Genomic DNA, 25,636 nt, shown 5'->3' with positions numbered 1-25,636 from the left:
TATTATAATCAAATATTTAAAAAATGGCTACCGAAAAACTATCACCAATTACAGTAGAAACAACCGTAAATAAACCTGTTGCACAAGTTTGGGAATTCTGGACAAATCCAGAAGAAATTGTACAATGGTGTTTTGCATCTCCAGACTGGCATTGTCCGTATGCAGAAAATGATATACAAACTGGAGGTAAATTTAAATCTACAATGGCCGCAAAAGATGGCAGTTTCAGTTTCGACTTTGAGGGCGTTTACTCAAATGTAGAGGCCGAAAAACTAATTGAATACAGTATGGCTGATGGAAGACGGGTAAAAATCACCTTCGAATCTTTAGGGGCTCAAACTAAAGTTGTAGAGACTTTTGACCCAGAAACTCAAAACCCTACTGAGATGCAAAGAGGTGGCTGGCAGGCAATTTTGAATAACTTTAAAGCTCAGGCGGAGAGTTAGGTTATAAAACATTAATAAGCGTCATTTCGAAACGGAACGTAGTGGAGTGAGAAATCTCATCTAGAAGAAATCTTAAGAGATTTCTCCTCGTTCCTAGTTCGAAATGACGGTAAACTTAATTTATTTCCTGCAAATTATCTTTCTGATTCGCATCCAATAAATAGCCATAAGGATCAACTGCTACAACTTTTGGTTTTTCATTTACAATCAAAGTCAACCTTGTTACTAATTCATTAATATGATATTTCCTTAAGAAAACGGGTTTGGTATTTCTATCCCAATTACCTTCCAATTGATTAAAAATAGCAACATCAACATCCATATTTGGAGCCAACGTTTTATTAATGCCTTGTTTATTTCTTATAGCATTAATTTTAACTTCCAAAGCGAACTGACCATTAGAAATAGGCTTACAAGATAAAACGGCTACACTCAAATTATAATCTACAACGTCATTAAAACTCTCATTGATAAAAGGTTGCTTAGATGGTTGAGCTTTCCTATATAATGCCTTAACAAAATCACTTGCTTTTGCTTTTAGGTTAGGATAACGGTGTTTGGCTATCAATTCGCTTAATACGCCATTTACCTCGTTTTCTCCTAAAGCTTCTTTAGCTGCATACATTATCAATCCCCCTTTTTGATAATGAACGTGATTTTGCTCGTATGTTTTTACCAAAGGAATTTCTTTATTGTCATTCTCTTTTAAAACAAAATAAAGCTGATTATCATCCTTTAAATAGTTGCCTAAATACATTTTTCCATAAGTTTTTTCTAAAACAATGTTTTCTGTGTATTTCGCTAATGTTTCTGTAAGCATTGCATCACCTTGCCCATAAGCTGGTGTTAATAAATTTGCCCACCATTGGTGTGCTACTTCATGAACAGTGATGGCAAAAGATTGGTCAACCTTATTTAAATCGCTGTAATCTGATAAATAATTAATTCTCTCTGCATTAAAGACCACACCAGGATAAGCAGTTGCAGCACCTTTATACTGCGGAATTTCTGCCAATGTAAAATGTTTCAATGGATATGACGCAAAATGCTGATTCCCGTAATCCATCGTTGCTTTTACAGCTTTAAGCATTGATTTTACATTATAATCCTGACCTTTTAAATAAAAGAGATTTATGGTTAGACCTTTGTATGTTTCCTTTAAATGCTCATATTTTGCCGAGCTTAAAGCAAACATAAAATTAATGGGTGCTTCAGTTTTATAGTTGAAGTAACTTCTGTTATTTGATTTCCATGTTTTTTGCAATTCTCCAACAGTAACTACTTTTTGGTCTATTGAAGTAGAAATTGTGCTTTCAAAATCAATCAGATTATAATTAAGCTCTTGATAATTTGTATCAATTTTTAGAGGCGCTAAACCTGCTTGTTTTCTGCTTCTTTCATCACTAATTTCTAATCCATCATTGTAACCAAAATGAGGAACAAACTTTTCTAATTCGATATAACTTCCATTTTTTACAACTGAATTTTCACTATCAAAATCAACAAATCCATTTCTAAAAACTTCAAAAGAAAAGTTCATCATCAGCTCTGCTCCAACTGGCAAAGGCTTTTCTAAATTGATAAATTGTTGGTTAAAATCTTCATCCTTCACTTGTTTTTTAGAATTAGGAATAGAAATTTCAAAGTGATTGACGGCATTATTAAAGCTAATCCACAATTTAGTAATAGGCTCTTTGCTTTGATTTCTTAGTCTATAACTGCCTTTTACAATGTATTTATTTTCGCTTGGATATAAATCTACTTGAGTTTTAACCGCTTTAATAATTGGCTGTGGCAAATTGGCTAACTTTTTATATTTCTTCTCGTAACTGATACGCCATTCTAACCTGGCATTTTTGTTTTTGTATTTGCCAATAACATTTGTTTGCTGATAAATAAAGGCCCCGCATCCAATCCATATAATGATGGAGATGACTAATATGAATTTTGATTTTTTTAACGTTCTTGGAATTGATTTTAAACGTTCAAAAAAAGTTTGCTGATGGCGACTTTGCCACATTGCAATGGTTAAGATTGCTAATAATAACGACAAACCAGACCAGTATAAAATGTACCAGTTAAAAGCTAAAGCGTAATGCCCAAATCCATTAAAGTAATAAAATTGAAGGTCGGGCATTGCAGCAAAACGTAAAAGGTAATGCTCAAATCCGAGTTGAGATGAAAACATAAAAATGAATGTGACTATCATACTCAACAGCATCCCTACATATTTATTGGCAGTTAGATTCTGAATAAAAACAATTAAAACAACAAATAAGAAAAGTGGAAAAGCACTATAATAATACAATTGAAGATAGGTTCTTATTTCTAAATTGGTATAACCATTAGCAAGTTGTAAACCGATACCAATGCCAATATTTGCAGTAACCAAAACAAGTATCAACACAAATAAGGTTAAACATTTTGCTAAATACAAAACATTATATTTAATTGGCGTACTGTAAACCAAACCTTGAATATTTGCTGTTTTTTCTCTTCCAATTAATTCGGCAGCATAAAATAAAACCAATATTAGGGCAAATTTAATAGAGCGTAATTCTTCTACAATTGCTCCAGTTGTTGGATAAGTTTTAATGCGATATGGCCCATTTAGGAATGTATCCTTCAATTCTACCGAGAAAAGAAATATCCACAATAAAAGCAATACCATAAAAGGGATATGCTTAAACAAGGAAATCAATTCTATTTTAAACTGAGATTTAAAACTTAACCAATTATAATTAAAACCAGCAGGTGCATTTTGATAGTGTTTAAATGGAACAGCTTTAATTGCTTTAGATACCTTTTGTTTTGTCTTTCCAGAGGTTTGATTTTGAAGTCTAAAATTGAAGAACTTATAACTCACTAGAATAATCAAACTGCTAAATCCCAACCAAAGTAAACGATTAGCTAAAAACAACCCCTTAACAGGAAACAACAACTGGTTTCTTTGTACATCTGTCCAAGGTTTAGTTTCACTAAAAAAAGACGATAAGCCAAAAGGGTCAATTAAAAAAGGTAAAATTCCTGGGTCGTTTACTTTCAAGGCAGAAGTAGCTAGCAATGGCGAATTACCAAGAATAGAGGCCACCATATATAAAATGTAAAGCAAAACTCCAGTTGCATATATTGCCCTTACATTTTTGGTTAACAATGCTGTACAAAGTATCAAGCTGGTGCAAAATAGCACATTTGGTAATCCAAAAACCAAAAGCGGATGTACAAAATAAACAAGATTAAAAGGGCCTAATTGGTCAGCATCTACAAAGAAACTCCCAATAAATAAACCTAAAAGCAACAACATCAGCAGCGAAAACACAGCTGTGGTTAAACCAAAAAAACGGACGAAGAAATAAGGAAACTTACTGATTGAAGTAGTAAATATTACTGAATCCATTTTATAAATGTTATCTCTTAAAACAACATTTGCTGTAAATAATGTGGCAGAAAAGATAGAGAACAAAGAAAGTAACGCAACAATGTTTGCAATAACATAAGGTCCATTTCTATGAACTTCTGGACCACCAAAACCTCCTTTTGAAGCTAAAATAAAACCAAAACAAAGAAATATAAAAGCAGCTATTTTATAAGAAACCTGACTAATATGATAGCGAAGCTCAAACCTAATCATTGAGCCAATCATAAAATTACCTCCTTAGCTTTTTGAACACCAAATAGTGCAGAAAAATAGACCTCTTCTAAACCTGGATAAAATGGCACGAAACCTTCTGCCGGTTGCTCGTTTCTTAAAACATACACATGAATTTTACCAGCAACAATTCGGGTAGAAATAACAGCAAAATTTGTCAAATGATGTTGCAAATCAGTTTTATCAATTACCTTAAGCCAAACTTGTCCGTTTAGTTTTGCAGTTAAGTCTGCCGGTTTACCTTTTAATATCAAATTTCCATTTGCTAAGACAGCCATTTCTGGACAAAGGTCATACACATCTTCCACAATGTGGGTAGATAACATCACCCCTCTTTCTTCGCCAATTTCAATTAGTAAATTATGGAAACGGTTACGTTCTAAAGGGTCTAAACCAGCTGTGGGTTCATCAACAATTATTAATTGAGGATTACCCAACAAAGCTTGTGCAATACCAAAACGTTGACGCATACCGCCAGAGAAAGAACTCACTGCCCTATTTTTAACATCATAGAGATTAGTTTGTTGCAGTAATGCACTTACTTGTTCTTTACGTTCATTTTTATTTTGCAAACCTTTTAAAACAGCAATGTGATTTAATAAATCAGCAGCAGAGATTTTAGGATAAACACCAAAATCTTGTGGCAAATAGCCAAGTTTGGTTCGCATTTCTTGAGGATTTTTAAGTACATCACTCCCATCAAAAAATACCTCACCACTATCTGGCAATTGTAAAGTAGCTAACGTCCTCATCAACGATGATTTTCCTGCCCCATTAGGCCCAAGCAGTCCAAACATCCCATTTGATATCGATAAGGAAACATTATCTAATGCTTTTACACCATTGCCATAAACTTTATTAAGGTTTTGTATTTTAAGTCTTTCCATAAAAATTCAATAATATGGCCGCAAATTAGAAAGGCGCTTGAAACTGAATAAACTTATGTGACGAAAGGAAGGAAAATAGTGACGAAAGTATAAAACTGGATGATTTTGAAGATTTTCTTCCTTCATCATTAAAAAATAGCCTTTTGTCATTTAGATTTGAGCAGCTCGACTATTTAGCGTTTTTTTATATTTAATTATGATAAAGGTTTCTAGCAAATACAATATCCTATTTAAGTATCAAGATTTTTTAATTTTTATTGGCTTGTTACTTTGGGTTTCTATCTTAAATGTGGCGGGAATAAAGGCTGATATTTGGTCAAGCTTTTTCTCTTCAGTTTTGTACTTTGGCATTTGCCTATTACCTGTTCTTATTTTTAGCTTTTATAAGGACCAGTTCAAAACATCCTTAACTCTAAAACAGTATTGGTTTTATTGGACAAGTTGTTTCGTTATATTATTGCCACTATTTACCATTGGTGCCATTTACTCAGCATTAGGGAATTTAGAAACCACAGATTACATTACAATCTCAACTGCTGCTTTTGCATTAGAGTTATTGTTAAACCTTAACAGTTATTACCATAAAAAAATACAACACATCAAGTGGATAAAAAAAATTGGACTAGAGAATGCCGTTTTTATCACCATTGTTTTGATTGCTGTCACCATATCTGCGATGGCCACTTCTAGTTTAAACAACCCTATATATCATACAAAAGAGCGTTTGTTGGTTGGTTTTGAATTTGATTTCATTAAAATTCTACAAAACTTCGGAAGCTTTTTAAGCTTTTTTATTCAGTTTTTATTGATGTATTTATGTGGTTATTTACTATTCATCATTAACAGTAGAGTTTTAGTTTCTAAAGTTTTAAAACATAAGGGATTAATTATTTATGTTTTAAGTTTATTAACTACCATTGCAATTCTCTATCCAATCTTAGCTCAAATACTTATCTCCCTACCATTAAATACTATTTTCGGTAGAGACATTTTTCTTACTAATCCATTCGATTTAGAAAATGCTTTTGGTGCCATCGGTATTATGGTTATTAGTTTACCTTTCGTGTTAGCTTTACAATGGGGTAAGCAAAATCATCAGATTTTATCATTAGAAAAGGAGAAATCAGAAACTGAATTGAATTTATTGCGGCAGCAACTTAACCCTCATTTCTTTTTTAACACCTTGAATAATCTTTATGCTTTGAGTCTGCAAAAATCAGATAAAACTTCTGAAAGCATTTTGCAATTAGCAGAGCTGATGCGCTATACCATTTACAAGGGGCAAGAGCAAAGCGTAACTATCGCACAAGAATTAAAGTACATTGAAGATTATATTGATTTACAACAGATTAGGTTAAAAAAGGAATTAGACTTTAATTTCAAAAAAGAAATAGCTAATGAAAGCTTAAACATTGCTCCTCTGTTGTTAATTGTTTTAATAGAAAACGCCTTTAAACATGGCATAGAACCTGCCGAAAATGCTGCTTTTTTAAACTTATCCATTAAGTCTGATGATAAAGAACTTACTTTTATTTGCGAGAATTCTTTTGAATTGGAGAATATCATTAACAAGCGTGGCATTGGACTAGAGAATTTGAAAAAAAGATTGGCTTTGTTATATCCAAATCAGTATAAACTGGAAATTAGCGATGAAAACTCTATTTTTAAAGTAAGGCTTAATTTAAAATTGAAATGAGTTTACGTTGCTTAATCATAGATGATGAACCTTTAGCCCATGATATCATTTTATCATACATTAAGGATATTCCTTTTCTAGAAACCAAAGGACAGTGTTACAGAGCAACGGATGCGCTAGAGTTTTTAAACAAGAATGAAATCGACCTTATTTTTTTGGACATTAGAATGCCAAAATTAAGTGGCTTAGATTTTATTAGAACCTTAAAACACAAACCAATCATCATTATCACTTCGGCTTATGAAGAGTATGCCTTAGAAAGCTTCGACTTAGATGTTTGCGATTATTTACAGAAACCATTTCGCTTCGACCGTATCTTAAAAGCTGCAAATAGGGCATTAGAGATTTATAATTTAAAAGCAACTGCTGGAAGGAGTATCGAAAGTAAAAACTCTAGCTCAAGTCAGCAGATTTCTATAAAAAGCGATAAAAAGAGCATTTTAATTGATGTGGATAATATCCAATATTTAGAAAGTTTGGGCAATTACGTAAAAGTTTATCAAGATTTAAAGTTCCTTCTTACAGCAAGAACTTTAAGCAGTTTTGAAGAACAATTACCAGCTGAAAATTTTATCCGTATCCATAAATCTTACTTGCTCAATAAAAAGTTTGTGCATTACGCAGAAGGCAATTGTATCTATTTAAAAAATGGCAGTGAATTACCAATTGGCAAAAACTTTAGACAAATAGTTAAAGATTGGATTGGAAATATTGATTAATAAGTCGCCATTGGGAGCTGAAGCATAGGGCTTAAGCGTTGGGGCAAAGCAATCTGCCTGTGTGCTGGGATAATTTATAAGCCTACCCACTAGCAGATTGCTTCGGGCGATGAAAAATCGACCCTCGCAATGACGCTGCTAAACCTTCAACCAACCAGTAATACTCATTCTCAGCTCGTTAGTTACCAAAACTTCGTGAGCCAGTTCACTACTTTTAAAAAAAACAGATTTACCATTTAATGGCGATATATTTTGTTCGCTATCTTGATGATGAATTCGCAATTCGCCACCATCGTTCTGTTTCCATTCTGCATTTAAATACATCACCATAGAATAAGCTCTACTCCCATTTTGTTGAAACTGGTCGAAATGTTTTTTATAGAAACTCCCTTTTTCGTAAAGTGTGTAGTGAAACTCATAACCAGTAATTCCGGTATAACAGGTAGAATTAAGATGCAAAACAAAGGCATCCATTAAATCAAAAAAATCATTTTCATATTGATTGTTGTGGCTCCTATCCAACCAATAAATTACATCGCTTCTTACCAATTTATCGTGATTGATAATTTTCTCATTTCCTGTTCCAGCAGAAAGCATTAGTTTATCAGCGTATAGCTTTGCTAAATTCTCTTTTAAATGTTGGGCTAAACTTGTGCTTAAAAAACCATCGGCTATGCCTACTTTATCTGCTATAAAACTATCGATTAGGGTATTAAAGATTTTTTCCAATAAAATGGATTTATTCGGCAAATCGCCGATGGACAAGGTAGTCTTTAATAATGAATAAAAACGACGAACAAAAAAGGCTCGTATTGCTACGAACCTCTCTCAGAAAAATTAATCAAAAATAAAACAATCTTTATGCTTTTAAACCTTCATTCGCATTACGATTGCCAGTCAAGCTGGCAATGACGGAAAGTCGAAGACCTATCTCCAACCACCACCTAAAGCACGGTATAAATTAACCACTGCCTGTAGTTTTTGTAATTTATCATTAACACCATTTAATTGAGCAGTTAATAAACTCTGCTCAGACGTTAACACATCGGTATAGTTAGTTGTCGAAGTATATCTTAATAATTCTTGGGTAAAGTCTACCGCTTTTGTTAATGAAGCAATTTGTTTAGCCCTAGTTTCTTCTTTTTGAGCTGCTGTTTGGTAAGCAAACAAAGCATTAGAAACTTCCTGTCCACTGGTTAAAAGTGTTTGTTGAAAGGCATAAAATGCAATTTGCTGTTGCGCTTTTGCAGTTGTTAATCTAGCTTTATTTTGTCCTTTTGCAAAGATGGGTTGCGTTAATCCACCAACTAAATTATAAAATACTGCATTGCTGAAAAAATCCTTTAATTGCAAAGTAGATAATCCGCCAGATGCGGTTAAAGTTAAAGCAGGATAAAAATATGTCTTAGCTACGTTTGTGTTTTCAAAAGCTGCCCTAAATGCAAATTCTGCTGCCTGTACATCTGGCCTATTTTGTAAGAGTTGTACAGAAACACCAGTTTTTAAATCATTATATGGTGTTTGCGTATCTAAAGAAGTACGTGTAATACTTCCTGGAGAACCAGCAATTAAAATGCTTAAAGCATTTTCTGTTTCTCTAATGCTTCTTTTTAAATCTGGCAATGTAACTTCTGCTGCATATAAATTAGCTTCACTTTGTACAACCGCAGCACCATTTACAACAGCGCCTTCTTTTAAAGCCTTAATGGTTTCTACGCCTTTTGTTCTGCTTTTTATGGTTTGCTCGGTGATAGCTAATTGTTTATCCAAAGCCAATAAATTATAATAAGCATTGGCAATATTAGCTATCAACTGGGTTTGAACAGCTCTTTTAGCAGCATCAGTTTGTAATAAGCTTGCATAAGCAGAACGTTTAGTACTGCTTAATTTACCCCAAATATCAGCTTCCCAACTTGTACTTAATTGGGCTCTGTAGGTTTGAGTTTCTAGATTGATGTTTACACCAGCTGGAAAGTTTAAAGCAGCTTTAGATTGTTTGGCATCGGTTACCGAAACATCGCCCTGCAAACTTGGCAACATCGCCATGCGATTTTGATACAAGGTTGCCTCAGCTATTTTGATGCGTTCTATGGCTTGTTTTAAATCTAAGTTTTCTTTAATGCCTTGTTCAATTAAAGTTTGTAAAGCGGCATCGCCGAAAATATCTCGCCAAGGTAAGGTTGCAATTGTTGCACTATCTGTTGTCTTACTGTCTCGGTATAAATTCCCACTTCTTACCTCTGGGCGATTGTATTTTGTAGTAACACAAGCACTTAAAGTAAGTATAGCAAAGCCGATGAAGAATATGGAATATCTATTATTTTTCATGTTTAAAATTTTAATGTTCACGACCTTCTACTGCCGGAAATTCTAGTTCTGATTGTTCGTTATGCACATCTTCATCAAATGGAGATTTACTGCTCACCTTTTCTTGTAGCGTTTGGAAAATGATAAACAAAGCCGGAATTACAAATATCCCGAAAATGGTTCCGATTAACATTCCACCAACAGCGCCTGTACCAATAGAAGTATTACCAGCTGCACCAACTCCAGAAGAAAGCATCAAAGGCAAAAGACCTAAGATAAATGCAAATGAGGTCATTAAAATTGGACGTAAACGAGCGGTTGCGCCTTCAATTGCTGCATTAACAATGCTCATTCCCTTTCTTCTTCTATCTACTGCGTACTCAACAATTAGGATGGCATTTTTAGCTAGCAAACCAACTAGCATGATCAAGGTAATCTGTGTATAGATGTTATTATCAACACTAAAAATCTTATCGAAAATAAATACACCAGCTAATCCGATAGGTAGAGAAATTAAAACTGCTAAAGGCAAAATATAACTTTCATATTGTGCAGCTAAAAGGAAGTACACAAATACAACGCACAACAAGAAGATAAAAATGGTCTGATTACCACCTGCCATTTCCTCACGGGATAAACCCGAAAACTCGTAACCATAACCTGCAGGCAAGTGGATAGCCGCTTCTTCTTGCACAGCTTTAAGTGCATCACCAGAACTAAAACCAGCTTTTGGCGCACCAGTTACTGCGATCGAGGTGTAAAGATTAAAACGAGAAATCGCTTGCGGTCCGTAAACTTTAGTAAGTGTAATAAATTCTGTTATTGGAGCCATGGCACCAGTAGAATTTCTCACATAAATACTGTTTAAAGTTTGTTGGTTAGCACGGTAAGCGGCATCTGCTTGATACATTACCCTATACTGTTTACCAAATTTATTAAAGTTTGAAGCATAAACTCCGCCATAATAGCCTTGTAAAACACCTAAAACATCTGTTACTGCTAAACCAGCTTGCTTAATTTTGGCCACATTCACATCAACTTGATATTGAGGGAAATTTGGATTAAATGAAGTGTAAGCATTCAATATTTCAGGCCTTTTACTTAATGCCGCTAAAAATGCATTACCAATTTCATTAAATTTCCTGATATCGCCACCTGTTTTATCTTGTAACTGAAATTCGAAACCACCACTTGTACCAAAACCTTGAATGGTTGGTGGAGCAAAGAAAATAATTTTAGCGCCTTTAATTTTTGCTGTTTTAGCAAATAATTCGCCGATGATCGCTTTCACATCACGCTTTCTTTCATCCCAAGGTACCAAACGAGAAATTACCATTCCATAAGAACTTCCAGTACCACTTATCATACTTCTACCAACAATCCTAAGTGAATTTTTAATCTCTGGGATGGTATGCACAATATCATCAATTTGCTTAATTACAACTTCTGTTTGTTCGTTTGAAGTTCCTGCTGGCAATGAAATATCAGACATGATTGTTCCCAAATCTTCATTTGGTACAAAACCTTTTGGCGTGGTATTCATTGTCCATATTAAAACCACCACAAAGCCTAAAATACCTGCAATTGCTACCCATTTTTTGCGAGACAGGAAGCTGACAGATTTTTTATAACGATTGGTCATCAAATCGAATGATGTATTAAAACCTACATAAAAACGCTGCAAAAAGTTTTTTGGTTTTTCGTGATCATCTGCGTGTGGTTTTAGGAAAATGGCACACAAAGCCGGACTTAATGTTAATGCGTTAACAGCTGATAAAATAATCGCGATAGCTAATGTTAAACCAAACTGTTTATAAAATACACCTGATGAACCTTGAATAAAACTTACTGGAATAAACACCGCCGCCATTACCAAAGTAATAGAGATAATAGCACCACTAATGTCGTCCATTGCATCTACCGTTGCTTTTTTAGCAGATTTATAACCGCTATCTAATTTAGCATGTACGGCTTCTACAACTACAATCGCATCATCCACCACAATACCGATTGCTAGTACCAATGCAAACAGTGTTAATAGGTTAATGGTAAAGCCAAATAAACTTAAGAAGAAGAACGTACCAATAATCGCCACTGGTACCGAAATAGCAGGAATCAACGTAGAACGGAAATCTTGCAGGAAGATAAATACCACTAAAAACACTAATATAAAGGCTTCAATTAAAGTATGAATTACCTTTTCAATAGAGGCATCCAAGAAATCGTTAACGTTAATCAAAGTGGTATAGTGAACACCTTTTGGAAATATTTTCTGGGCTTCTTCTAAAGCTTTTAGAGAGTTTTCGATTACCTCTTTTGCATTTGATCCTGCAGTTTGATTTATGGCAATACCTAATGCAGGTTTACCGTTAAACCTCACCGAACTGGTATAACTTTGTGCCCCAAGTTCTATCCTGGCAATGTCTTTTAACCTTAATACTTGACCGTTAGCACCCGTTCTAATAATGATGTTGCTAAATTGTGTTTCATCTTTTAAGCGGCCAGAATATTTTAAAGTGTATTGAAAAGATTGATCACCTTGCTCTCCAAATTGACCTGGAGCAGCTTCAATATTCTGTTCTGCCAAGGCTACACTAATATCATTTGGCACTAAACCATAAGTTGCCATTACATCTGGCTTTAGCCAAATACGCATGGTATAGTCCATTAAACCAAAAGCACTTGCATCACCTACCCCATTAATACGTTTAATTTGAGGGATGATATTGATGTTGGCATAGTTCTGCAAAAACTTCTGATCATAAGACGGATCATCACTATAAATAGCAAAAATAAGTACGTTACTGGCTTGCCTTTTAGCGGTAACTACGCCAGAACGTGTAACCTCTGCTGGTAATAAACTGCTTGCTCTAGCCACACGATTTTGTACGTTTACCGCTGCTAAATCTGGGTTTGTACCCAATTTAAAGTTTACTGTAATGGTTGCTGTACCATCATTACTGGCAGAAGAGGTCATGTAGGTCATGTTCTCTACCCCATTTATTTGCTCTTCTAGCGGAATAACCACACTGCTCATAACCACATCGGCATTTGCACCTTGATAAGAAGCTGAAACCTGAACTGTTGGTGGTGCAATTTCTGGATATTGTGAAACTGGTAAGGTAACTAAACCTAATATGCCTAATATTACAATGATAATGGAGATTACCGTTGATAATACTGGTCTTTCTATAAATTTCTTAAACATACAATTGATTTACGATTTACGAATTTTGATTTACGAATTATATGTTCTTATTTTTTGATTTCAGCAAAAACCGAATCCCTGTTTAAGGTTACAGGCTTAATTTTTGTTCCTTCTTTTAAAGATTGGAAACCTTCAAAAACAATTTTATCGCCAGTTTTTAAACCGCTAGTAACTACATAAAAATTACCTTTTGTTATTTCCTTAATCTGAATTTCGGTATTTACAACTTTGGCAGAATCGCCTAAAACGTAAACAAATTTCTTTCCTTGTAAGTCTACTGTAGATTTTTGAGGGATGAGAATAACGTTATCGAAATGTTGAGGGATACGAACCGAAGCACTTGAACCACTTTTTAGCAATGATGTTGGATTAGGGAAGGTTGCTCTTAAACTAGCTGAACCTGTAGCCGTATTAATTTGACCGTTTATCGATTCTATTTTACCGTTTTGCGCATAAATAGTTCCATCTGCAAGCACTAAACTTACAGCAGGAATGTTCTTCATCTGCTCTGCCAAGGTTTTTCCTTTATAAGTGCTAGAGAAATCTAACAGTTGTTTTTCATTTAAAGAAAAGTAAGCATACACTTTAGCAATATTTGATACCGTTGTTAAAGGTTGAGCACTACTACCACTCACCAAACTTCCGGTTTTAAAAGGGATGCTACCTACTATACCATCAACAGGACTTGTAATAGATGTATAACCTAGGTTTACACGAGCGTTAGAAAGTTCTGCTTTTGCTTGTGCTAAAGCTGCTCTTCTACTTTGTAAAGTCAATAAAGCTGCGTCTAATTCGTATTTGCTAATGATATCTTTTTCTACCAAAGGTCTGGTTTTATTTACCTGTAATTGAGCTGCACTCACATTAGCTTCTGCGCTACTAATCGCGGCTGCCGCAGTTCTAACTTGCTGCTCGTATTGTGGCGCATTTATCTTAAAAAGTAACTGCCCTTTTTTCACAACCGCACCTTCATCAACATAAATTCGCTCTATAAAACCATCAACTTTTGGTCTAATATCTACATCCTGAATTCCTTCAATTGTAGCTGGGTAATCTGAATTTAAAGTGGTTGATTGTGTGCTGATATCAAAAACAGGATAAGGTTGTGGCATGGCTGCAGCAGCAGCCGCTTGTTTTGCCTTTTCTTCTTTGTCGCCATTACAAGAAGCCAAAACAGCACCTAATAATAAAATAACGGATAGTCGAAGGATTGCTTTCATATGTATTTTAGGGGTTAATTTGTGTTTCATTTTTATTTATTGATATATCATTTCGAATATTAACTTTTTTCTGTCTTTCATTAATTTTGAATATTCTGCATCGTTAACATTATATAATGATTTATTAAGGCAAGTCGTAATTAATGGGTATGCCATCAAGGCGAATAAATTGATGCAGAATTGCCTAGGATCCATCTTTCTAATCTTACCCTTTTCCATTTCTGCACTAATCTCTCTTAAGAATCCTTTTACGATGGTCTTTTTCTCTTCCGGGATAACCCTTGATGTTCTATTTAGTTCAGTTACTACATACATTTCCCGAAAAGGAAACTTTATGGCTTGATCCATAAAAACTGTGATTAGCTTTTCTAATTTATCTTTAAACTCTAGTTCTGCCTGAAAAACTGGGTCTAAAACTGCCGACATTTCTTGTCGAGCTTCTGTAGCCACTTGCTCAAAAAGTATGTCTCTAGACCTGAAATAATAATTTAATAATGTTCTGTTTACACCTGCCGCATCGGCTATGTCTTGTGTGGTAGCGTGTAATTTACCCTCCGAAAAAAAGATACGTTTTGCGGTATCTTTTATCAGCTGCTCCGTGCCCTTATCTTTTACTGCCATTTACAATTATGTTTAACATTTTTGTCAAACAACAAAACTAATTATATGTTTGACCATATAAAGTTTCTATCAAAAATGTAGCTGATTTATGACAAAGGATTGATAAAATGAATAAGGTTTGCCCCGCAGATCCTAGGGATTACGCAGATTTCTTTCTTGGTAACCAAGACCTTGTGTTTAGCCAGATGGAGGTACAAACCAATATGTTTAAGCACAGACATCAGCATATCTGTGTGCATCCTTTTTATCCCTGCCTGCGGCAGGCAGGTGTGGTTAAGAAACCTACCAAATCAATTGATAAATATTTCCCTTATTTCCAGTAAGCAACACCAAATTTCCTTTTTTGGCTTTTTGCAGCGCATTAAAGTTTTGGGTAGAGATGTTTGTCCAAGTATTGCCGCCATCTAAAGAATAATCTGTACCAGATGAACCTGTTGCAAAGCAAATTTTGCTATTAAAATATTCTACAGCAGAACGATAACCAAGAACAGGACGTAAAGGTTTTTCCCAAGTTTTACCACCGTTTTTTGTGACTAAAACATTATTAGTACTTTCTTTATCCTTTAAATAATTTCCGCCAACTGTGATGCCATTTCTAGCATCGTAAAAAGCAATTGAAAATGGACCAGTACTACTTTCACCTTGTATAATTGGGCAATCGTACACTTTCCATTTGTAGCCATAATTGCTAGAGAAATAAATTTTCGATTTAGAACCTCCACTTGCTATCCATACTCTTCCTCCTTGTCCCGTTCTAATTGTTGTTCCGCTTGCTGCAAAACCAGCTTCGCCAACGCTTAATTCTTGTTTAAGGTTAGCCGATATATCTTGCCAAGTTAAACCACCATCTGTAGTTTTTAATAGCTGCATTTTATTCTTTATTGGGTCGCCAAAGATGATACCTTGTTGTGCATCCCAAAAATCCATACCATCTAAAAATATGGCCGAATCTGTGTTTTTATAAGCTTCTCGCCAAGTCTTCCCACCATCAACGGTAGATAAAATATAAGCTGGCGAGCCTGCGTTTACAACGATAGCCTTAAGGTTATCAAAGGCCTGAATATCCCTAAAATCTAATTTTTCATAGCCTTTAGGCTGCATCCATTCCCAAGTTTTACCACCATTTAATGTTTTACCTACATACCCACCACTACCACTTACCCAAGCAACAGAATCAGATAAAACTGATAAACCTCGCATACTGGTATTTGTACCTGCTGCAAGCTTTTTCAAACTATAATTTTGGGCAAAGACAATGCTTGGAAGTAATAATAATAAATAAATAATTTTTTTCATAGTTGAGATAGTTATTTCAATTGGTAATTAAAATTGTCATAGAAAGCGTTTCGATGTGTTGGGCATTTATGCAAAAGTCTTCGACAAAAGCTACCATCGACGTTATTTGTTACTACATTGTAATTCAAATAATTAATAAATAAGTTTTGTCATTCCGAGGAACAGCCTGTCCCGAATTTTCGGGAAGGAATCTCATTTTGAGAGATCCTTCACTGCGTTCTGGATGACAAAGCGAGCTAAAAATAAACGTCATTTATATTGATTTTTATAAAATAAATTACCCACTCAGACTGACAAAACTAGGTTATTTAACTTTTTTCCAAACTTCAGTTCTTCCAATTAGCGATATACCGATGTATCCTCTCATTTTCAATTTGCTAGAACCTTCCAAACTCATATTACCACTATAAGATTTTCCAGTTTTAGGATCATATACTTTTCCATCTGTCCATTCACCATCTTCATAAACAAAGTCTTTTACAATTTCTAAACCTAAAATAGGCTTTGTTCGTAGGTTCGTATTTGGATTTTTTACATCTAACTTAGGTTTGCCTTTCTCATCATTTGGGTCTTTTATCCAAACTAATTTGCCAAAGTATTTATCACCTCTTTTAATAATTTCAATTTGTCCTTCGCCAGATGAGTTAAGCCATTTGCCTAAAATATCATCCTTTTTTTGAGCAAAAACAGATAATGTAGAGGCGAACAATAGAAATAAGACTGCTAATTTTTTAAACATCACCATGGGATTAATCTGTTTATAAAGTTAGCGAATAGGAATTGAAAATAAAATTTAGCTTGCTAAGCTTGTTTTATAACCTTGATAAAACTCCAGCATCAGGCTGAAAATCATCTTCCAAAATTTCAGCATAGAATCCATTATGCCTTAAAATTGAAATGATAGGTTGGGGGATTATTGATTCGTTAAAAGACTGAACACGAAGAATTAAATCACAATCTTCTAAATCAAAATTCACTTTATAGTTGGGAAAATTAAGAAGTATTTGAGCAATTAGCCTTTCAGCATCATCACAGTTTGATACATCTGTTTTAAAAACTTCAACCATGCTGCTTATTGTTTAAATAATTTATCAACTGCCTAAATAAACTGCATTGTTTAGACAGTTGATAGAGTTAATCGTTACAGATTTCTAAACTGATATTTTATGCTTTATTATTTTTACCGTCATTTGCAGGGTTAAAACTTATCATCCATTGCACTTCATATTTATCGGTTAACATACCGTAATAATCGCCCCAAAACATATCTTGCAATGGCATTTGAATATGCCCACCTTCAGCTAATCCTGCAAAAATCCTGTCTGCATCTGCCCTGCTATCAACACTTATGCAAAGCGATAAATTTGTACCAGACTTAACTTGCTCCATATTAGAAGGCACGTCGGTTCCCATTAACATAGTTGAGCCAATGTTTAGGGACATGTGCATAATTTTGTTGCCTTCGGCGTCCGGCACTTCGTCAACACATCCTTCAGTATTATCCTCTTTTGGAATGTCTTTATAGCGTTGCAAAAAGGCAAACTCGCCACCAAAAACTGATTTATAAAAGTTAAAAACTTCTTCGGTATTACCATTAAAGTTTAGATACGGATTTACTACCATGATTTTAATTTTATTGATTTTTGTTTTATTAATTACGTTCTAAAATTTGTTTAACGTTATTTAAACTTTTATCTAAATCTTTACCCAATAACCCATCTATAATTATATTCATCAAATTCATTGGAAACTTGTTTTTACCAACCATTTGCCATTTCAAATTGGTCTGATTTTCGCCAACCGTTTTTGTATACAGATATGTTTGGGCGATATTTTTAAATGGCCTTTCAAACCTTAGTTCGATGTTTAAGCTAGTTCCATCCTCAATTTTCTTAAATTCTTGTTCACCTTTTCCTGCTTGTTTGTTGCCTTCCCAAGCGCAAGTAAAACCTTCTGTTCCATCAATTCCTGTATAAACTAATTTCACATTGGGGTCTTTCATCACCCATACATTATACTTTTCTTGGTTTCTCATTATCTTGATATAATCGAAGACTTCCTCTTTAGATTTATTGATGGTAATATCTCTTTCAATTGAATATTCTTTTTTAATAATCAATGCTAGGAATAATAAGAAGCCAACTAATACGGCTAAGAACAAGAGAATGGAAAATAAGATGGTCATAGGTTTTAATGGGTTAAAATTGGTTTATGGTATTTCACTAGAATTTCGTTCCTAAATTATTTGAGTATATGGCTTTGCAGGAAAGACCCTGAAATAAATTCAGGGTGACGAGCCCCTTTTTAAGCCGATTTTTGAAAACGATGGATTTCCTTTAATTGGTGCACATGTCTTTCTGTGTGATAGGTTACAAAATAAATGGCTTCTAATCTTGTTAAATGCCCCATACCCGGCAATTCAAATGACAGACAAGTTTTACTTAAATCTAAATCATTGATCGCCTTTGTAATTCCTTCTTGGATAATCGCAATTTTTGCAAGATGGCTATCCTTATCATATTCCTTTAGCTCAGGTAAAATAAAATCTGGCGACTTCATTTTGGTTCCATAATCTAAAAAGATAGCTTTGATTTGGGATTTTTTCTCGTCGATTACCCTTTCTGTATCTTTTACTTCAGCATTTAAAACCTTAACAAATCCTTCGCTCGCTAAAATAACATGTTGTGTTACTTGTGCAGGTGTCCAACTTTCATCAAAAGGAACTTCATTATAACTCTTGTAATCGAAACCCTCAACCGTTGTTGCCAAATCAGAAAAAACCTTGTTAAAATCTGATATGATGATGTCTTTTTCCATCTCTTAAATTACATGTAATTAATACCTGGGTAATTTAATAACCTACGCCATAGGGCGATTTGACCTATACAATTAGCTTCACGATAAGCATCAAATGAAACCATTTCGTAAACAGAGAAACTCATACCTGGATATTCTAAAATCTTATCCAGCTTTTCATCTGTTGCTTTAATTAATTCCGCCCTTAAAATCGGGCTTATTTTATCCCAATCTTTTTTATAAGCATCTAATGTTGGGTAAATAGCATCATCCTGAATACCTTTATGGTCTTTAAAAAGTTCATCGGCATCCGATTTTAAATCCTGTCCAAAAATCTTTGCCAACTCATACCTTTCTTGAATTAAGCTACCTGTCAACCATTTGATATGATTTGCTTTTGTATCTAATCTTTCAGTTGCATCTTCATCAGAAATTCCTTCTAATGCTTGATGAAAGTATTTGGTATGCATATCAAACAAAGTGATAATTGCATACATTCTGTTACTTGCTGTTTTTGTTTCCATCGCTTTATTTTTTGGTTACACTAAGTTAAAACATATTAAAGCATAAAATGATTGCCGTAAAAGTCAACATTAGGGGGCATTTAAGACAAAATTCATATCTTAGTATTTCAATCATTGATTTTATGAAGCAAATAGGAGTTTTATTAAGCAAGAACTATAAACTATTGAGCGTTGCGGCCATCTTAGAAGTTTTTGAAACCGTTAATAAGTTTTACGCAACTGCTGGAGATGATTTACCCTTTGAATTGAGCTTATTAGCAGCTGATGAAAACATCATAAACCAGAAAGAATCTTTTGGTTATCAGTTACAAGCTATAAAAGATGTAAAGCAGTTAGATTTAATATTAATTCCGGCTTTTACATCAGATAATATGCACGAAACCTTGCAAGCTAACAAACGTTGTGTACCACATCTCATTAACCAATACAACAATGGCGCTTGCATTGGTACGTTTTGCACAGGTGCATTTTTATTAGGTGCAAGTGGTTTATTAAATGGAAAAATAGCAACCACCCATGTTGATGCGAGCGACGGATTTGCAAACGCTTTTCCGGAGGTAAATTTAAAAGCCGATAGAACGGTTACACAAGATGGTAGACTATATACTAGTGGCGGTGCAACTTCATCATTTCACTTATTATTACATTTAGTACAAGAGTTTTGTGGAAATGAAATGGCCATCAAAATAGCTAAGGTTTTTGCCATTGATATGGATAGGGATAAACAATCTTATTTCAGTACGTTCCAACCCTCACGCAACCATAATGATGAGTTAGTAGCTTCTGCCCAGCAAAAAATTGAAAGCAATTACCATGATGTTGCCACTATTGAAGAGTTAATAAAAGATATTCCCTCTAGCAGAAGAAACATTGTGAGGAGATTTAAGCAGGTAACTGGAATTACCCCAATAGAATACCTACAACAAACTAGAATTGCCGCAGCTAAAAAACTATTGGAAAGAACGGGTCAGCAAATGACCGAAATTATTTTTAACTCGGGTTATAGCGACCCAAAGGCTTTTAGGAAAGTATTTAAAAAAAGTGTGGGAATGACGCCATCACAATACAGAGAAAAATTTCAGGTGAGGTAACAAAAAAGCCACTTCAATGAGCGGCTTTAATTGTTGTATCAAATTGTGTGTAAATTATTTTGGAAAACTTTCTCAAAAATAGGGTCAAGTGACAAATATGATTTGAGCAACTGAAGTTGATTTTTTGCCCTCACTAAATTATGTGATGGATAAGTTGTATGGTAATAAACATCATTATTTAAGAAATCTGTTAGAAACCTTAGGGCCTGCATGTAAATCATAAACTTTCCACTAAAAACAAATGCTTCTTTTTCTGATGTAGATAATACATCACCCATTTCTTCCATGTAACCACGATAAATTGCAAAAAACATCTCTTCTCTTACCACAACTTTAGATAGGTCTTTTTCCTCTTCATTTGCTTCAGACAAGTATGTTCTCATCATATCGCCGATATCACTAATATAATAGCCTGGCATTACAGTATCTAAGTCTATTACGCAAAGTCCCTCTCCTGTTTGCTGATGAAGCAAAACGTTACTAATTTTAGTATCATGATGAACAACACGCTTTTTTAAGCTACCATTATCGATAAGCTCTTGGTATTTCTCAGCTATGTATTCGAGCTTAATCAATTCATTGATTTCGGTTGCCGCTTCAAGTAAGCGTTCTACACTAGCCCCTTGAATAGCCAATTTAAACTGTGCAACCCTAAGAGGAAGATTATGAAAATCTACAAGTGTATACTTTAATTTTTTAGTATTAAATCCATCAAGCTCTTTTGCAAACTCGCCAAATTGTTTTGCGGCTTGATATGCTTCTTCAGGAGTTTTTACAAAATCTAAAGAGGTAGAATTTTGGATGAAAGGAAACACCCTATAATAGTCTCCATTGAAAACAACGAGTGTTTCATTTTGAAGGTTAGGTAATGGCGATACAAATAAATAATCTGGGGCGTATTTATCTAAAAACTTCCTTAACTCAAGCAGATTCTCATCTATGCGTATCGGCTCCTTAAAAACATTGGCATTTATTTTTTGTAGTAGGTAGTTTTTATCAACACCCGAAACTTTCCAAGTGTAGTTTATAAGTCCAGAACCGTAAGGTTCTATCTTAAAATTATCATAATGCAAACCATAGCTAGCTAGGATTTCCTGAAACATATATAGTGTATTAAGTGTGCGACTGCCAAAACAGTCATTAATTGTGTGTGTTTAATTTAATTGAGAGTGTAGAAAGCAACCCCTCGCCACCATTGATGGCGAAGGGAATAAGCAATCAATCAAACTATATTTTTATAAGTCGCCTTAAATATTTTAAGCTACCTATTTTTAATACTATCTAGATTTAAAATTAATAATTAAATCAACATACTATTAAGGTCATTGCAAGTTATACAATAAACGAACTTTAGTTTTAATAATCTTAACGCAACCGTTTGATTAAAAAAGTTAACATTTCGTTTTTCTGATGCGTCAAATAAACAAATGAGCATCGAAAAAACTTTATTTACCTTACCATAACTTTTTCATAAACCAACCTAAGCGCAAACGCTTGTTTAATGCCAACATCTAGTTGGTATTATTTACTATAGCCCAGCTTTATTTTAAAAACTCTATTTCAAATTGGTTTAAGAATGGGTTACCATCCATACCAAATTCTGGTAAAATTTTGATGTTAAGCCAATATAACATACTAGCAGATACAGAAGCAGAGGTTAATAAAATGGATTTTCCACCTGCATTTGGATCTGGATTAACGGAGGTTGGAACATCCTTACCCATTGCTACCCAAGTATAAGCACCACTAAGTTCCATGTTATACCCTCCAGGTGCTTTATTGTTTAAAATTCCTTCTGCACCTTCATCAATTGGCCAATAACCTGTTAAGTTTGCATATTTTGGATGCTGTGTAATATCTTTTAAACCCTTATTAGCCAAAATGGTTGCAGCATCAAGAGCTGTATTAAAATAACATAAATCTGCCGCTTGGAAGGATAGACTTGTGCCACCGTTATCCACATTTTTATATCCAATGGTTAGTTTTTCTGAAGAACTTAAACTTTTTCTTGAAAGAATGTTAGCAGTGGTTACTTGCACGCCATCAAGATAGGTTGTTAGCGTTCTAGTAGTTGCATTATCCATCTTTACAGTCATTGTAATAGTATGCCACGATAAATCTGCTGCATTTCCAGTATTGTATTCTACTTTTCCTGTTCCTCCATTTAAAGTACCTCCAACGGCAGCAGATACACCTGCGCCACCTTGTCTAAACATCCAACCTGTAATGGCGGAACCTAACATGGGTGTCCCTTTTGAAAGAAATCCAGGATAAGAAGTTTGTACATTAAATTTTACTTGCATTTGAACCGTAAAATCTTTGGTTTCTCCAGGATCATACAATCCGTTATCATTCATAACTTGGGCAATAACACTCGACCCTTTAAATAATATGGTATTAAATCCACTTTTCTTAAGCTCTTCTTCCTTTAAGCTTTTATTTGAAGCAATTAAAAAGCCAGCTTTAGGGTCGTTGCTACTACCTCCATGATTTGTAGTTAAAATAATTAACCAATCTTCATTAGCATAAGTTTTTCTAGCTTTTATAGCGGTTACAATGTTGCCAACATACTCATCTGCCTTTAATACTGCATTTTTATAATTTGCATTTGTAGCAACATAGCCTCCATTACCTCCAGCTGCTTGTACATCTCTAAAATTAGCCACCAACGCACCTATTTGCGATTGTGTATTTAATATGTTTATTACAGAATCTTTTACGGCAACATCAGTACTAACAACGGGTGCAAAATCTGCAATGCGTAAATAATTACGAAGATTAGGCCAAGGTGTTACAATTGCAGTTTTTAATGATTTATACTGTAATATGTAATCGAAGGTATTACGAAAAACAGCTGGTGTTTCATGTGAATTAGGTTTTGGGGTAGGCAAAAAGTCATCACTTTGAATTAAGTGCTTAGCATAACTAACCCCATTAAGCATAGAAGCCCAAGAAGCAACGTCGTTTGCTACTGCACCGCGTAATACATCATAAGTATATTTAGAAGTTTTTCTTAATCCATCTATAGTTGGAGGGGCAATTGTTTTTAGCTCAGAACCTGTTAAACCATCAATGCTAATTACAATAACTTTTCGCTGCACTACGCTCCTAGTTATCGGATCTTCGAAAAATGGTGGTGGATTATCATATTTTTTACAGCCACTGTAAATGATTGCCACAAATGCTACCAGTGGCAATATTTGTTTAATATTAAGGTGTAATTTCATGTTCTTTTAATTAAGGCTTAATTAAATTCAATTCTGCAAATACTACATAAGGGTTTGTGGTATGTCCATTAGTTACCACCACTTTAAAGAATTTTGCTGTTACATTTCCACTTGGGAATATGTATTCGGTTCTATTTGCAGTACTAGGTAAAGTAGTTGTACCAATACTTGTATAAGTTATATTGTCTCTGCTGCTAAATATTTCAATAGTTTTAGCATCGCCAGCTCTGTTACCAGCTCTACCGTTAAAGTACATACCTTTAATTGGAATATTTGCACCTGCATTTAAGATAAATGTAAATGGATAACTTTGTGCAGGCGTTGGGCTTGAGTATTGCGAGTGGTAAAAAGTTGTTAGGTTTCCATCTACCATATTCGCAAGAGAGCCTTCTTGTGCAGGAGAACTAGCAGAAACCACAGATGTTGTATAAACTATATTTCCTGTCCCTCCTGTTTTTGTTAACGGATTATAAGTCCAGATTTGTTTAGTTAACAAAGGAAACCTTGTGCCAATTTTTGCTTGAGAAAGTGGACTCACAGCAATACCCCATGCATCAAAAAATGGAATTAAGTCAATTTGACAATACTCAGAAAGCTTCTCATAAGTAAAGTCATGTTTATCAATATCGTTTAAAGAAAAACGTTGAGCACGACGAGCTTCTGTATATAATTTAGTCATTGCACCATAACCATACAATTCAAAAATTTGCACAAAAGGAGTCATTCTAGCAAATGGATCATTGATAACTGCATCAGAAGTACTATCGAAATTTCTTGTTCCTATAGCAGACGATGCCCAAGCAATAGCTGTAGGGAAATTACTTGTAACTGCTGGATGAAGAATTTTATAATCTGCATTGATCCTGTTAGCTACTTTGAAGTTAAATAGGTTATTGGTCGTTTCGCCCAAGGTACTCCAGCTCCATACATTTGATTGTTGGCAATTATGACCAAATTCATGGTAAGTACCCCACATACCAGCACTTGAAAATAAGTCAGGTAAACTTGTAAAACTATTAAACCAATACGAATCGTTTAAACCTACAAATGGAATACCTGAGTGACCATAACCTAGCGTTAATTGTACATCCAATACCCCTCTCCATGGTCCTTGTGGGCTTTGGTCTTTTATATCAGCTGCATTGTCTGATAAGCCCATCCAAGCATTAAAGTCTAACTCAAATTTATTGTTCCACTCTGTCATTAATGCAGTTGCATTACTTAATTGACCGGCATTTATTTTCGTTAATACCCTATCCGTTGGCACTAAGAATACAACTCTTTTAGTTCTTAATTCTAACCAAGGTGTTTTAGAAGCCTTAACTTTTGCAATCCATCCAGCATCAGTATCAACTCCTAATACAAAATCTGGAGAAGCTACTGCTCCAGAAATGATAAATTTTACTGGCTCCGTAATGGCAAAACTAGCATTAATGTAGATTGTGCCACCGTAAATATTACGCATGTAATTAACACCTGGGTACAATGCTTTAACTGCATAAATAATAGGGTCACGCAACAATGGCACTTTACCTGATAAGTTATCTGTATGTCCACCGATTTGCATATTTAATCCGTTTACACCAGCTGGTACAATGATTTTTATCAATTCACCAGGAGCTGCATAAAAACCTGTGCTAAATTGAGGTCTAGGTGCTGCAGCAATACGCAAGTTATTGGCTGTTTGATTAACAAAGTTGAGGTCTAAAGTAAATTCTCTATTCTGAATTCTAGGTTCACTTTGATCAACCAAGCCAGGAAACAAACGGGCTTTATCGTAACCAGAACGATCAATGTTTTTCATATTTGTATCAATGGAAACATTAGCTTGGTTTTTTGAAGCATCATCATATCCATCGGGTACTTCAATCCCGTATTTTTTACAGGCGGTTAACCCTAAAACGATTGCTACAATCGCTGTAAAATTTATAAATCTTGTTGATTTCATA

At 34.5% G+C, this 25,636-nt stretch carries 21 protein-coding genes; 4 read left to right on the top strand and 17 right to left on the bottom strand.

Features of this window, described 5'->3' with window-relative positions:
* The first annotated feature begins 23 nt into the window (after positions 1–23).
* Positions 24–446 carry an SRPBCC family protein gene (locus tag R2Q59_RS02710; protein ID WP_316783470.1) on the top strand — a complete coding sequence of 141 codons (423 nt, stop codon included), beginning with the start codon at positions 24–26 and terminating at the stop codon, positions 444–446.
* A 115-nt stretch (positions 447–561) separates the two neighbouring features.
* On the opposite strand, the gene R2Q59_RS02705 is transcribed toward R2Q59_RS02710, so the two are convergent.
* The gene (locus tag R2Q59_RS02705) at positions 562–4,077 is read right to left on the bottom strand and encodes an ABC transporter permease/M1 family aminopeptidase (protein WP_316783468.1); all 3,516 of its coding nucleotides are present in this window, start codon (positions 4,075–4,077) and stop codon (positions 562–564) included.
* Between the two features lie 8 nt (positions 4,078–4,085).
* Positions 4,086–4,982, bottom strand: a complete 897-nt coding sequence (locus R2Q59_RS02700; protein ID WP_316783466.1) for an ABC transporter ATP-binding protein — start codon at positions 4,980–4,982, stop codon at positions 4,086–4,088.
* Positions 4,983–5,178: 196 nt separating this feature from the next.
* Here R2Q59_RS02700 and R2Q59_RS02695 point away from each other — a divergent pair, with 196 nt between their 5' ends.
* Positions 5,179–6,678 carry a sensor histidine kinase gene (locus R2Q59_RS02695; RefSeq protein ID WP_316783464.1) on the top strand — a complete coding sequence of 500 codons (1,500 nt, stop codon included), beginning with the start codon at positions 5,179–5,181 and terminating at the stop codon, positions 6,676–6,678.
* Entirely contained in the window at positions 6,675–7,397 is a 723-nt protein-coding gene (locus tag R2Q59_RS02690; protein ID WP_316783462.1) for a LytTR family DNA-binding domain-containing protein, read from the top strand. The genes R2Q59_RS02695 and R2Q59_RS02690 overlap by 4 nt, the downstream gene beginning before the upstream one ends.
* 138 nt (positions 7,398–7,535) lie before the next feature.
* Here R2Q59_RS02690 and R2Q59_RS02685 read toward each other — a convergent pair whose 3' ends face one another.
* The 12 genes from R2Q59_RS02685 to R2Q59_RS02630 all read right to left on the bottom strand — a co-directional run bounded on the left by R2Q59_RS02685 (position 7,536) and on the right by R2Q59_RS02630 (position 19,369).
* Complete coding sequence (locus R2Q59_RS02685) at positions 7,536–8,126, bottom strand: 2OG-Fe(II) oxygenase (protein ID WP_316783460.1); 591 nt, start codon at positions 8,124–8,126, stop codon at positions 7,536–7,538.
* A gap of 198 nt (positions 8,127–8,324) precedes the next feature.
* Complete coding sequence (locus tag R2Q59_RS02680; protein WP_316783458.1) at positions 8,325–9,725, bottom strand: efflux transporter outer membrane subunit; 1,401 nt, start codon at positions 9,723–9,725, stop codon at positions 8,325–8,327.
* 10 nt (positions 9,726–9,735) lie between these two features.
* Positions 9,736–12,912, bottom strand: a complete 3,177-nt coding sequence (locus R2Q59_RS02675) for an efflux RND transporter permease subunit (protein WP_316783457.1) — start codon at positions 12,910–12,912, stop codon at positions 9,736–9,738.
* Positions 12,913–12,959: 47 nt separating this feature from the next.
* The gene (locus R2Q59_RS02670; protein WP_316783456.1) at positions 12,960–14,162 is read right to left on the bottom strand and encodes an efflux RND transporter periplasmic adaptor subunit; all 1,203 of its coding nucleotides are present in this window, start codon (positions 14,160–14,162) and stop codon (positions 12,960–12,962) included.
* 6 nt (positions 14,163–14,168) lie between these two features.
* Entirely contained in the window at positions 14,169–14,753 is a 585-nt protein-coding gene (locus R2Q59_RS02665; RefSeq protein WP_316783454.1) for a TetR/AcrR family transcriptional regulator, read from the bottom strand.
* Positions 14,754–15,035: 282 nt separating this feature from the next.
* Entirely contained in the window at positions 15,036–16,049 is a 1,014-nt protein-coding gene (locus R2Q59_RS02660; RefSeq protein ID WP_316765491.1) for an oxidoreductase, read from the bottom strand.
* Positions 16,050–16,353: 304 nt separating this feature from the next.
* Entirely contained in the window at positions 16,354–16,788 is a 435-nt protein-coding gene (locus R2Q59_RS02655) for a DUF2147 domain-containing protein (RefSeq protein ID WP_316783452.1), read from the bottom strand.
* Between the two features lie 73 nt (positions 16,789–16,861).
* Entirely contained in the window at positions 16,862–17,116 is a 255-nt protein-coding gene (locus R2Q59_RS02650; RefSeq protein WP_316765489.1) for a hypothetical protein, read from the bottom strand.
* Between the two features lie 97 nt (positions 17,117–17,213).
* The gene (locus tag R2Q59_RS02645) at positions 17,214–17,672 is read right to left on the bottom strand and encodes a VOC family protein (protein WP_316783450.1); all 459 of its coding nucleotides are present in this window, start codon (positions 17,670–17,672) and stop codon (positions 17,214–17,216) included.
* A gap of 28 nt (positions 17,673–17,700) precedes the next feature.
* Positions 17,701–18,234, bottom strand: a complete 534-nt coding sequence (locus tag R2Q59_RS02640) for an SRPBCC family protein (RefSeq protein WP_316765487.1) — start codon at positions 18,232–18,234, stop codon at positions 17,701–17,703.
* A gap of 119 nt (positions 18,235–18,353) precedes the next feature.
* The gene (locus R2Q59_RS02635; RefSeq protein WP_316765486.1) at positions 18,354–18,866 is read right to left on the bottom strand and encodes a DinB family protein; all 513 of its coding nucleotides are present in this window, start codon (positions 18,864–18,866) and stop codon (positions 18,354–18,356) included.
* Between the two features lie 8 nt (positions 18,867–18,874).
* Positions 18,875–19,369: a DinB family protein gene (locus R2Q59_RS02630; RefSeq protein WP_316765485.1), complete on the bottom strand. Its 495-nt coding sequence runs from the start codon at positions 19,367–19,369 to the stop codon at positions 18,875–18,877.
* 122 nt (positions 19,370–19,491) lie between these two features.
* Here R2Q59_RS02630 and R2Q59_RS02625 point away from each other — a divergent pair, with 122 nt between their 5' ends.
* Complete coding sequence (locus R2Q59_RS02625; protein ID WP_316783447.1) at positions 19,492–20,460, top strand: GlxA family transcriptional regulator; 969 nt, start codon at positions 19,492–19,494, stop codon at positions 20,458–20,460.
* Positions 20,461–20,498: 38 nt separating this feature from the next.
* Here R2Q59_RS02625 and R2Q59_RS02620 read toward each other — a convergent pair whose 3' ends face one another.
* The 3 genes from R2Q59_RS02620 to R2Q59_RS02610 all read right to left on the bottom strand — a co-directional run bounded on the left by R2Q59_RS02620 (position 20,499) and on the right by R2Q59_RS02610 (position 25,635).
* Positions 20,499–21,563, bottom strand: coding sequence for an aminoglycoside phosphotransferase family protein (locus tag R2Q59_RS02620; protein WP_316765482.1), 1,065 nt, complete (start codon positions 21,561–21,563; stop codon positions 20,499–20,501).
* Positions 21,564–22,001: 438 nt separating this feature from the next.
* Positions 22,002–23,687, bottom strand: a complete 1,686-nt coding sequence (locus R2Q59_RS02615; RefSeq protein ID WP_316783445.1) for a LamG-like jellyroll fold domain-containing protein — start codon at positions 23,685–23,687, stop codon at positions 22,002–22,004.
* 10 nt (positions 23,688–23,697) lie between these two features.
* The gene (locus tag R2Q59_RS02610; RefSeq protein WP_316783443.1) at positions 23,698–25,635 is read right to left on the bottom strand and encodes a M60 family metallopeptidase; all 1,938 of its coding nucleotides are present in this window, start codon (positions 25,633–25,635) and stop codon (positions 23,698–23,700) included.
* Position 25,636: the final 1 nt, after the last annotated feature.

The sequence above is a fragment of the Pedobacter frigiditerrae genome (assembly GCF_032678705.1).
Taxonomy (GTDB): Bacteria; Bacteroidota; Bacteroidia; order Sphingobacteriales; family Sphingobacteriaceae; genus Pedobacter; species Pedobacter frigiditerrae_A.
This window is presented reverse-complemented; position numbering and strand designations above follow the sequence as displayed.

What these genes read in the sequence shown, in the direction of transcription:
- R2Q59_RS02710 (WP_316783470.1), top strand. Translation starts at nt 24, where the DNA reads ATGGCTACCGAAAAACTATCACCAATTACAGTAGAAACAACCGTAAAT.
- R2Q59_RS02705 (WP_316783468.1), bottom strand. Translation starts at nt 4,077, where the DNA reads ATGATTAGGTTTGAGCTTCGCTATCATATTAGTCAGGTTTCTTATAAA.
- R2Q59_RS02700 (WP_316783466.1), bottom strand. Translation starts at nt 4,982, where the DNA reads ATGGAAAGACTTAAAATACAAAACCTTAATAAAGTTTATGGCAATGGT.
- R2Q59_RS02695 (WP_316783464.1), top strand. Translation starts at nt 5,179, where the DNA reads ATGATAAAGGTTTCTAGCAAATACAATATCCTATTTAAGTATCAAGAT.
- R2Q59_RS02690 (WP_316783462.1), top strand. Translation starts at nt 6,675, where the DNA reads ATGAGTTTACGTTGCTTAATCATAGATGATGAACCTTTAGCCCATGAT.
- R2Q59_RS02680 (WP_316783458.1), bottom strand. Translation starts at nt 9,725, where the DNA reads ATGAAAAATAATAGATATTCCATATTCTTCATCGGCTTTGCTATACTT.
- R2Q59_RS02675 (WP_316783457.1), bottom strand. Translation starts at nt 12,912, where the DNA reads ATGTTTAAGAAATTTATAGAAAGACCAGTATTATCAACGGTAATCTCC.
- R2Q59_RS02670 (WP_316783456.1), bottom strand. Translation starts at nt 14,162, where the DNA reads ATGAAACACAAATTAACCCCTAAAATACATATGAAAGCAATCCTTCGA.
- R2Q59_RS02665 (WP_316783454.1), bottom strand. Translation starts at nt 14,753, where the DNA reads ATGGCAGTAAAAGATAAGGGCACGGAGCAGCTGATAAAAGATACCGCA.
- R2Q59_RS02660 (WP_316765491.1), bottom strand. Translation starts at nt 16,049, where the DNA reads ATGAAAAAAATTATTTATTTATTATTATTACTTCCAAGCATTGTCTTT.
- R2Q59_RS02655 (WP_316783452.1), bottom strand. Translation starts at nt 16,788, where the DNA reads ATGTTTAAAAAATTAGCAGTCTTATTTCTATTGTTCGCCTCTACATTA.
- R2Q59_RS02650 (WP_316765489.1), bottom strand. Translation starts at nt 17,116, where the DNA reads ATGGTTGAAGTTTTTAAAACAGATGTATCAAACTGTGATGATGCTGAA.
- R2Q59_RS02645 (WP_316783450.1), bottom strand. Translation starts at nt 17,672, where the DNA reads ATGGTAGTAAATCCGTATCTAAACTTTAATGGTAATACCGAAGAAGTT.
- R2Q59_RS02640 (WP_316765487.1), bottom strand. Translation starts at nt 18,234, where the DNA reads ATGACCATCTTATTTTCCATTCTCTTGTTCTTAGCCGTATTAGTTGGC.
- R2Q59_RS02635 (WP_316765486.1), bottom strand. Translation starts at nt 18,866, where the DNA reads ATGGAAAAAGACATCATCATATCAGATTTTAACAAGGTTTTTTCTGAT.
- R2Q59_RS02630 (WP_316765485.1), bottom strand. Translation starts at nt 19,369, where the DNA reads ATGGAAACAAAAACAGCAAGTAACAGAATGTATGCAATTATCACTTTG.
- R2Q59_RS02625 (WP_316783447.1), top strand. Translation starts at nt 19,492, where the DNA reads ATGAAGCAAATAGGAGTTTTATTAAGCAAGAACTATAAACTATTGAGC.
- R2Q59_RS02620 (WP_316765482.1), bottom strand. Translation starts at nt 21,563, where the DNA reads ATGTTTCAGGAAATCCTAGCTAGCTATGGTTTGCATTATGATAATTTT.
- R2Q59_RS02615 (WP_316783445.1), bottom strand. Translation starts at nt 23,687, where the DNA reads ATGAAATTACACCTTAATATTAAACAAATATTGCCACTGGTAGCATTT.
- R2Q59_RS02610 (WP_316783443.1), bottom strand. Translation starts at nt 25,635, where the DNA reads ATGAAATCAACAAGATTTATAAATTTTACAGCGATTGTAGCAATCGTT.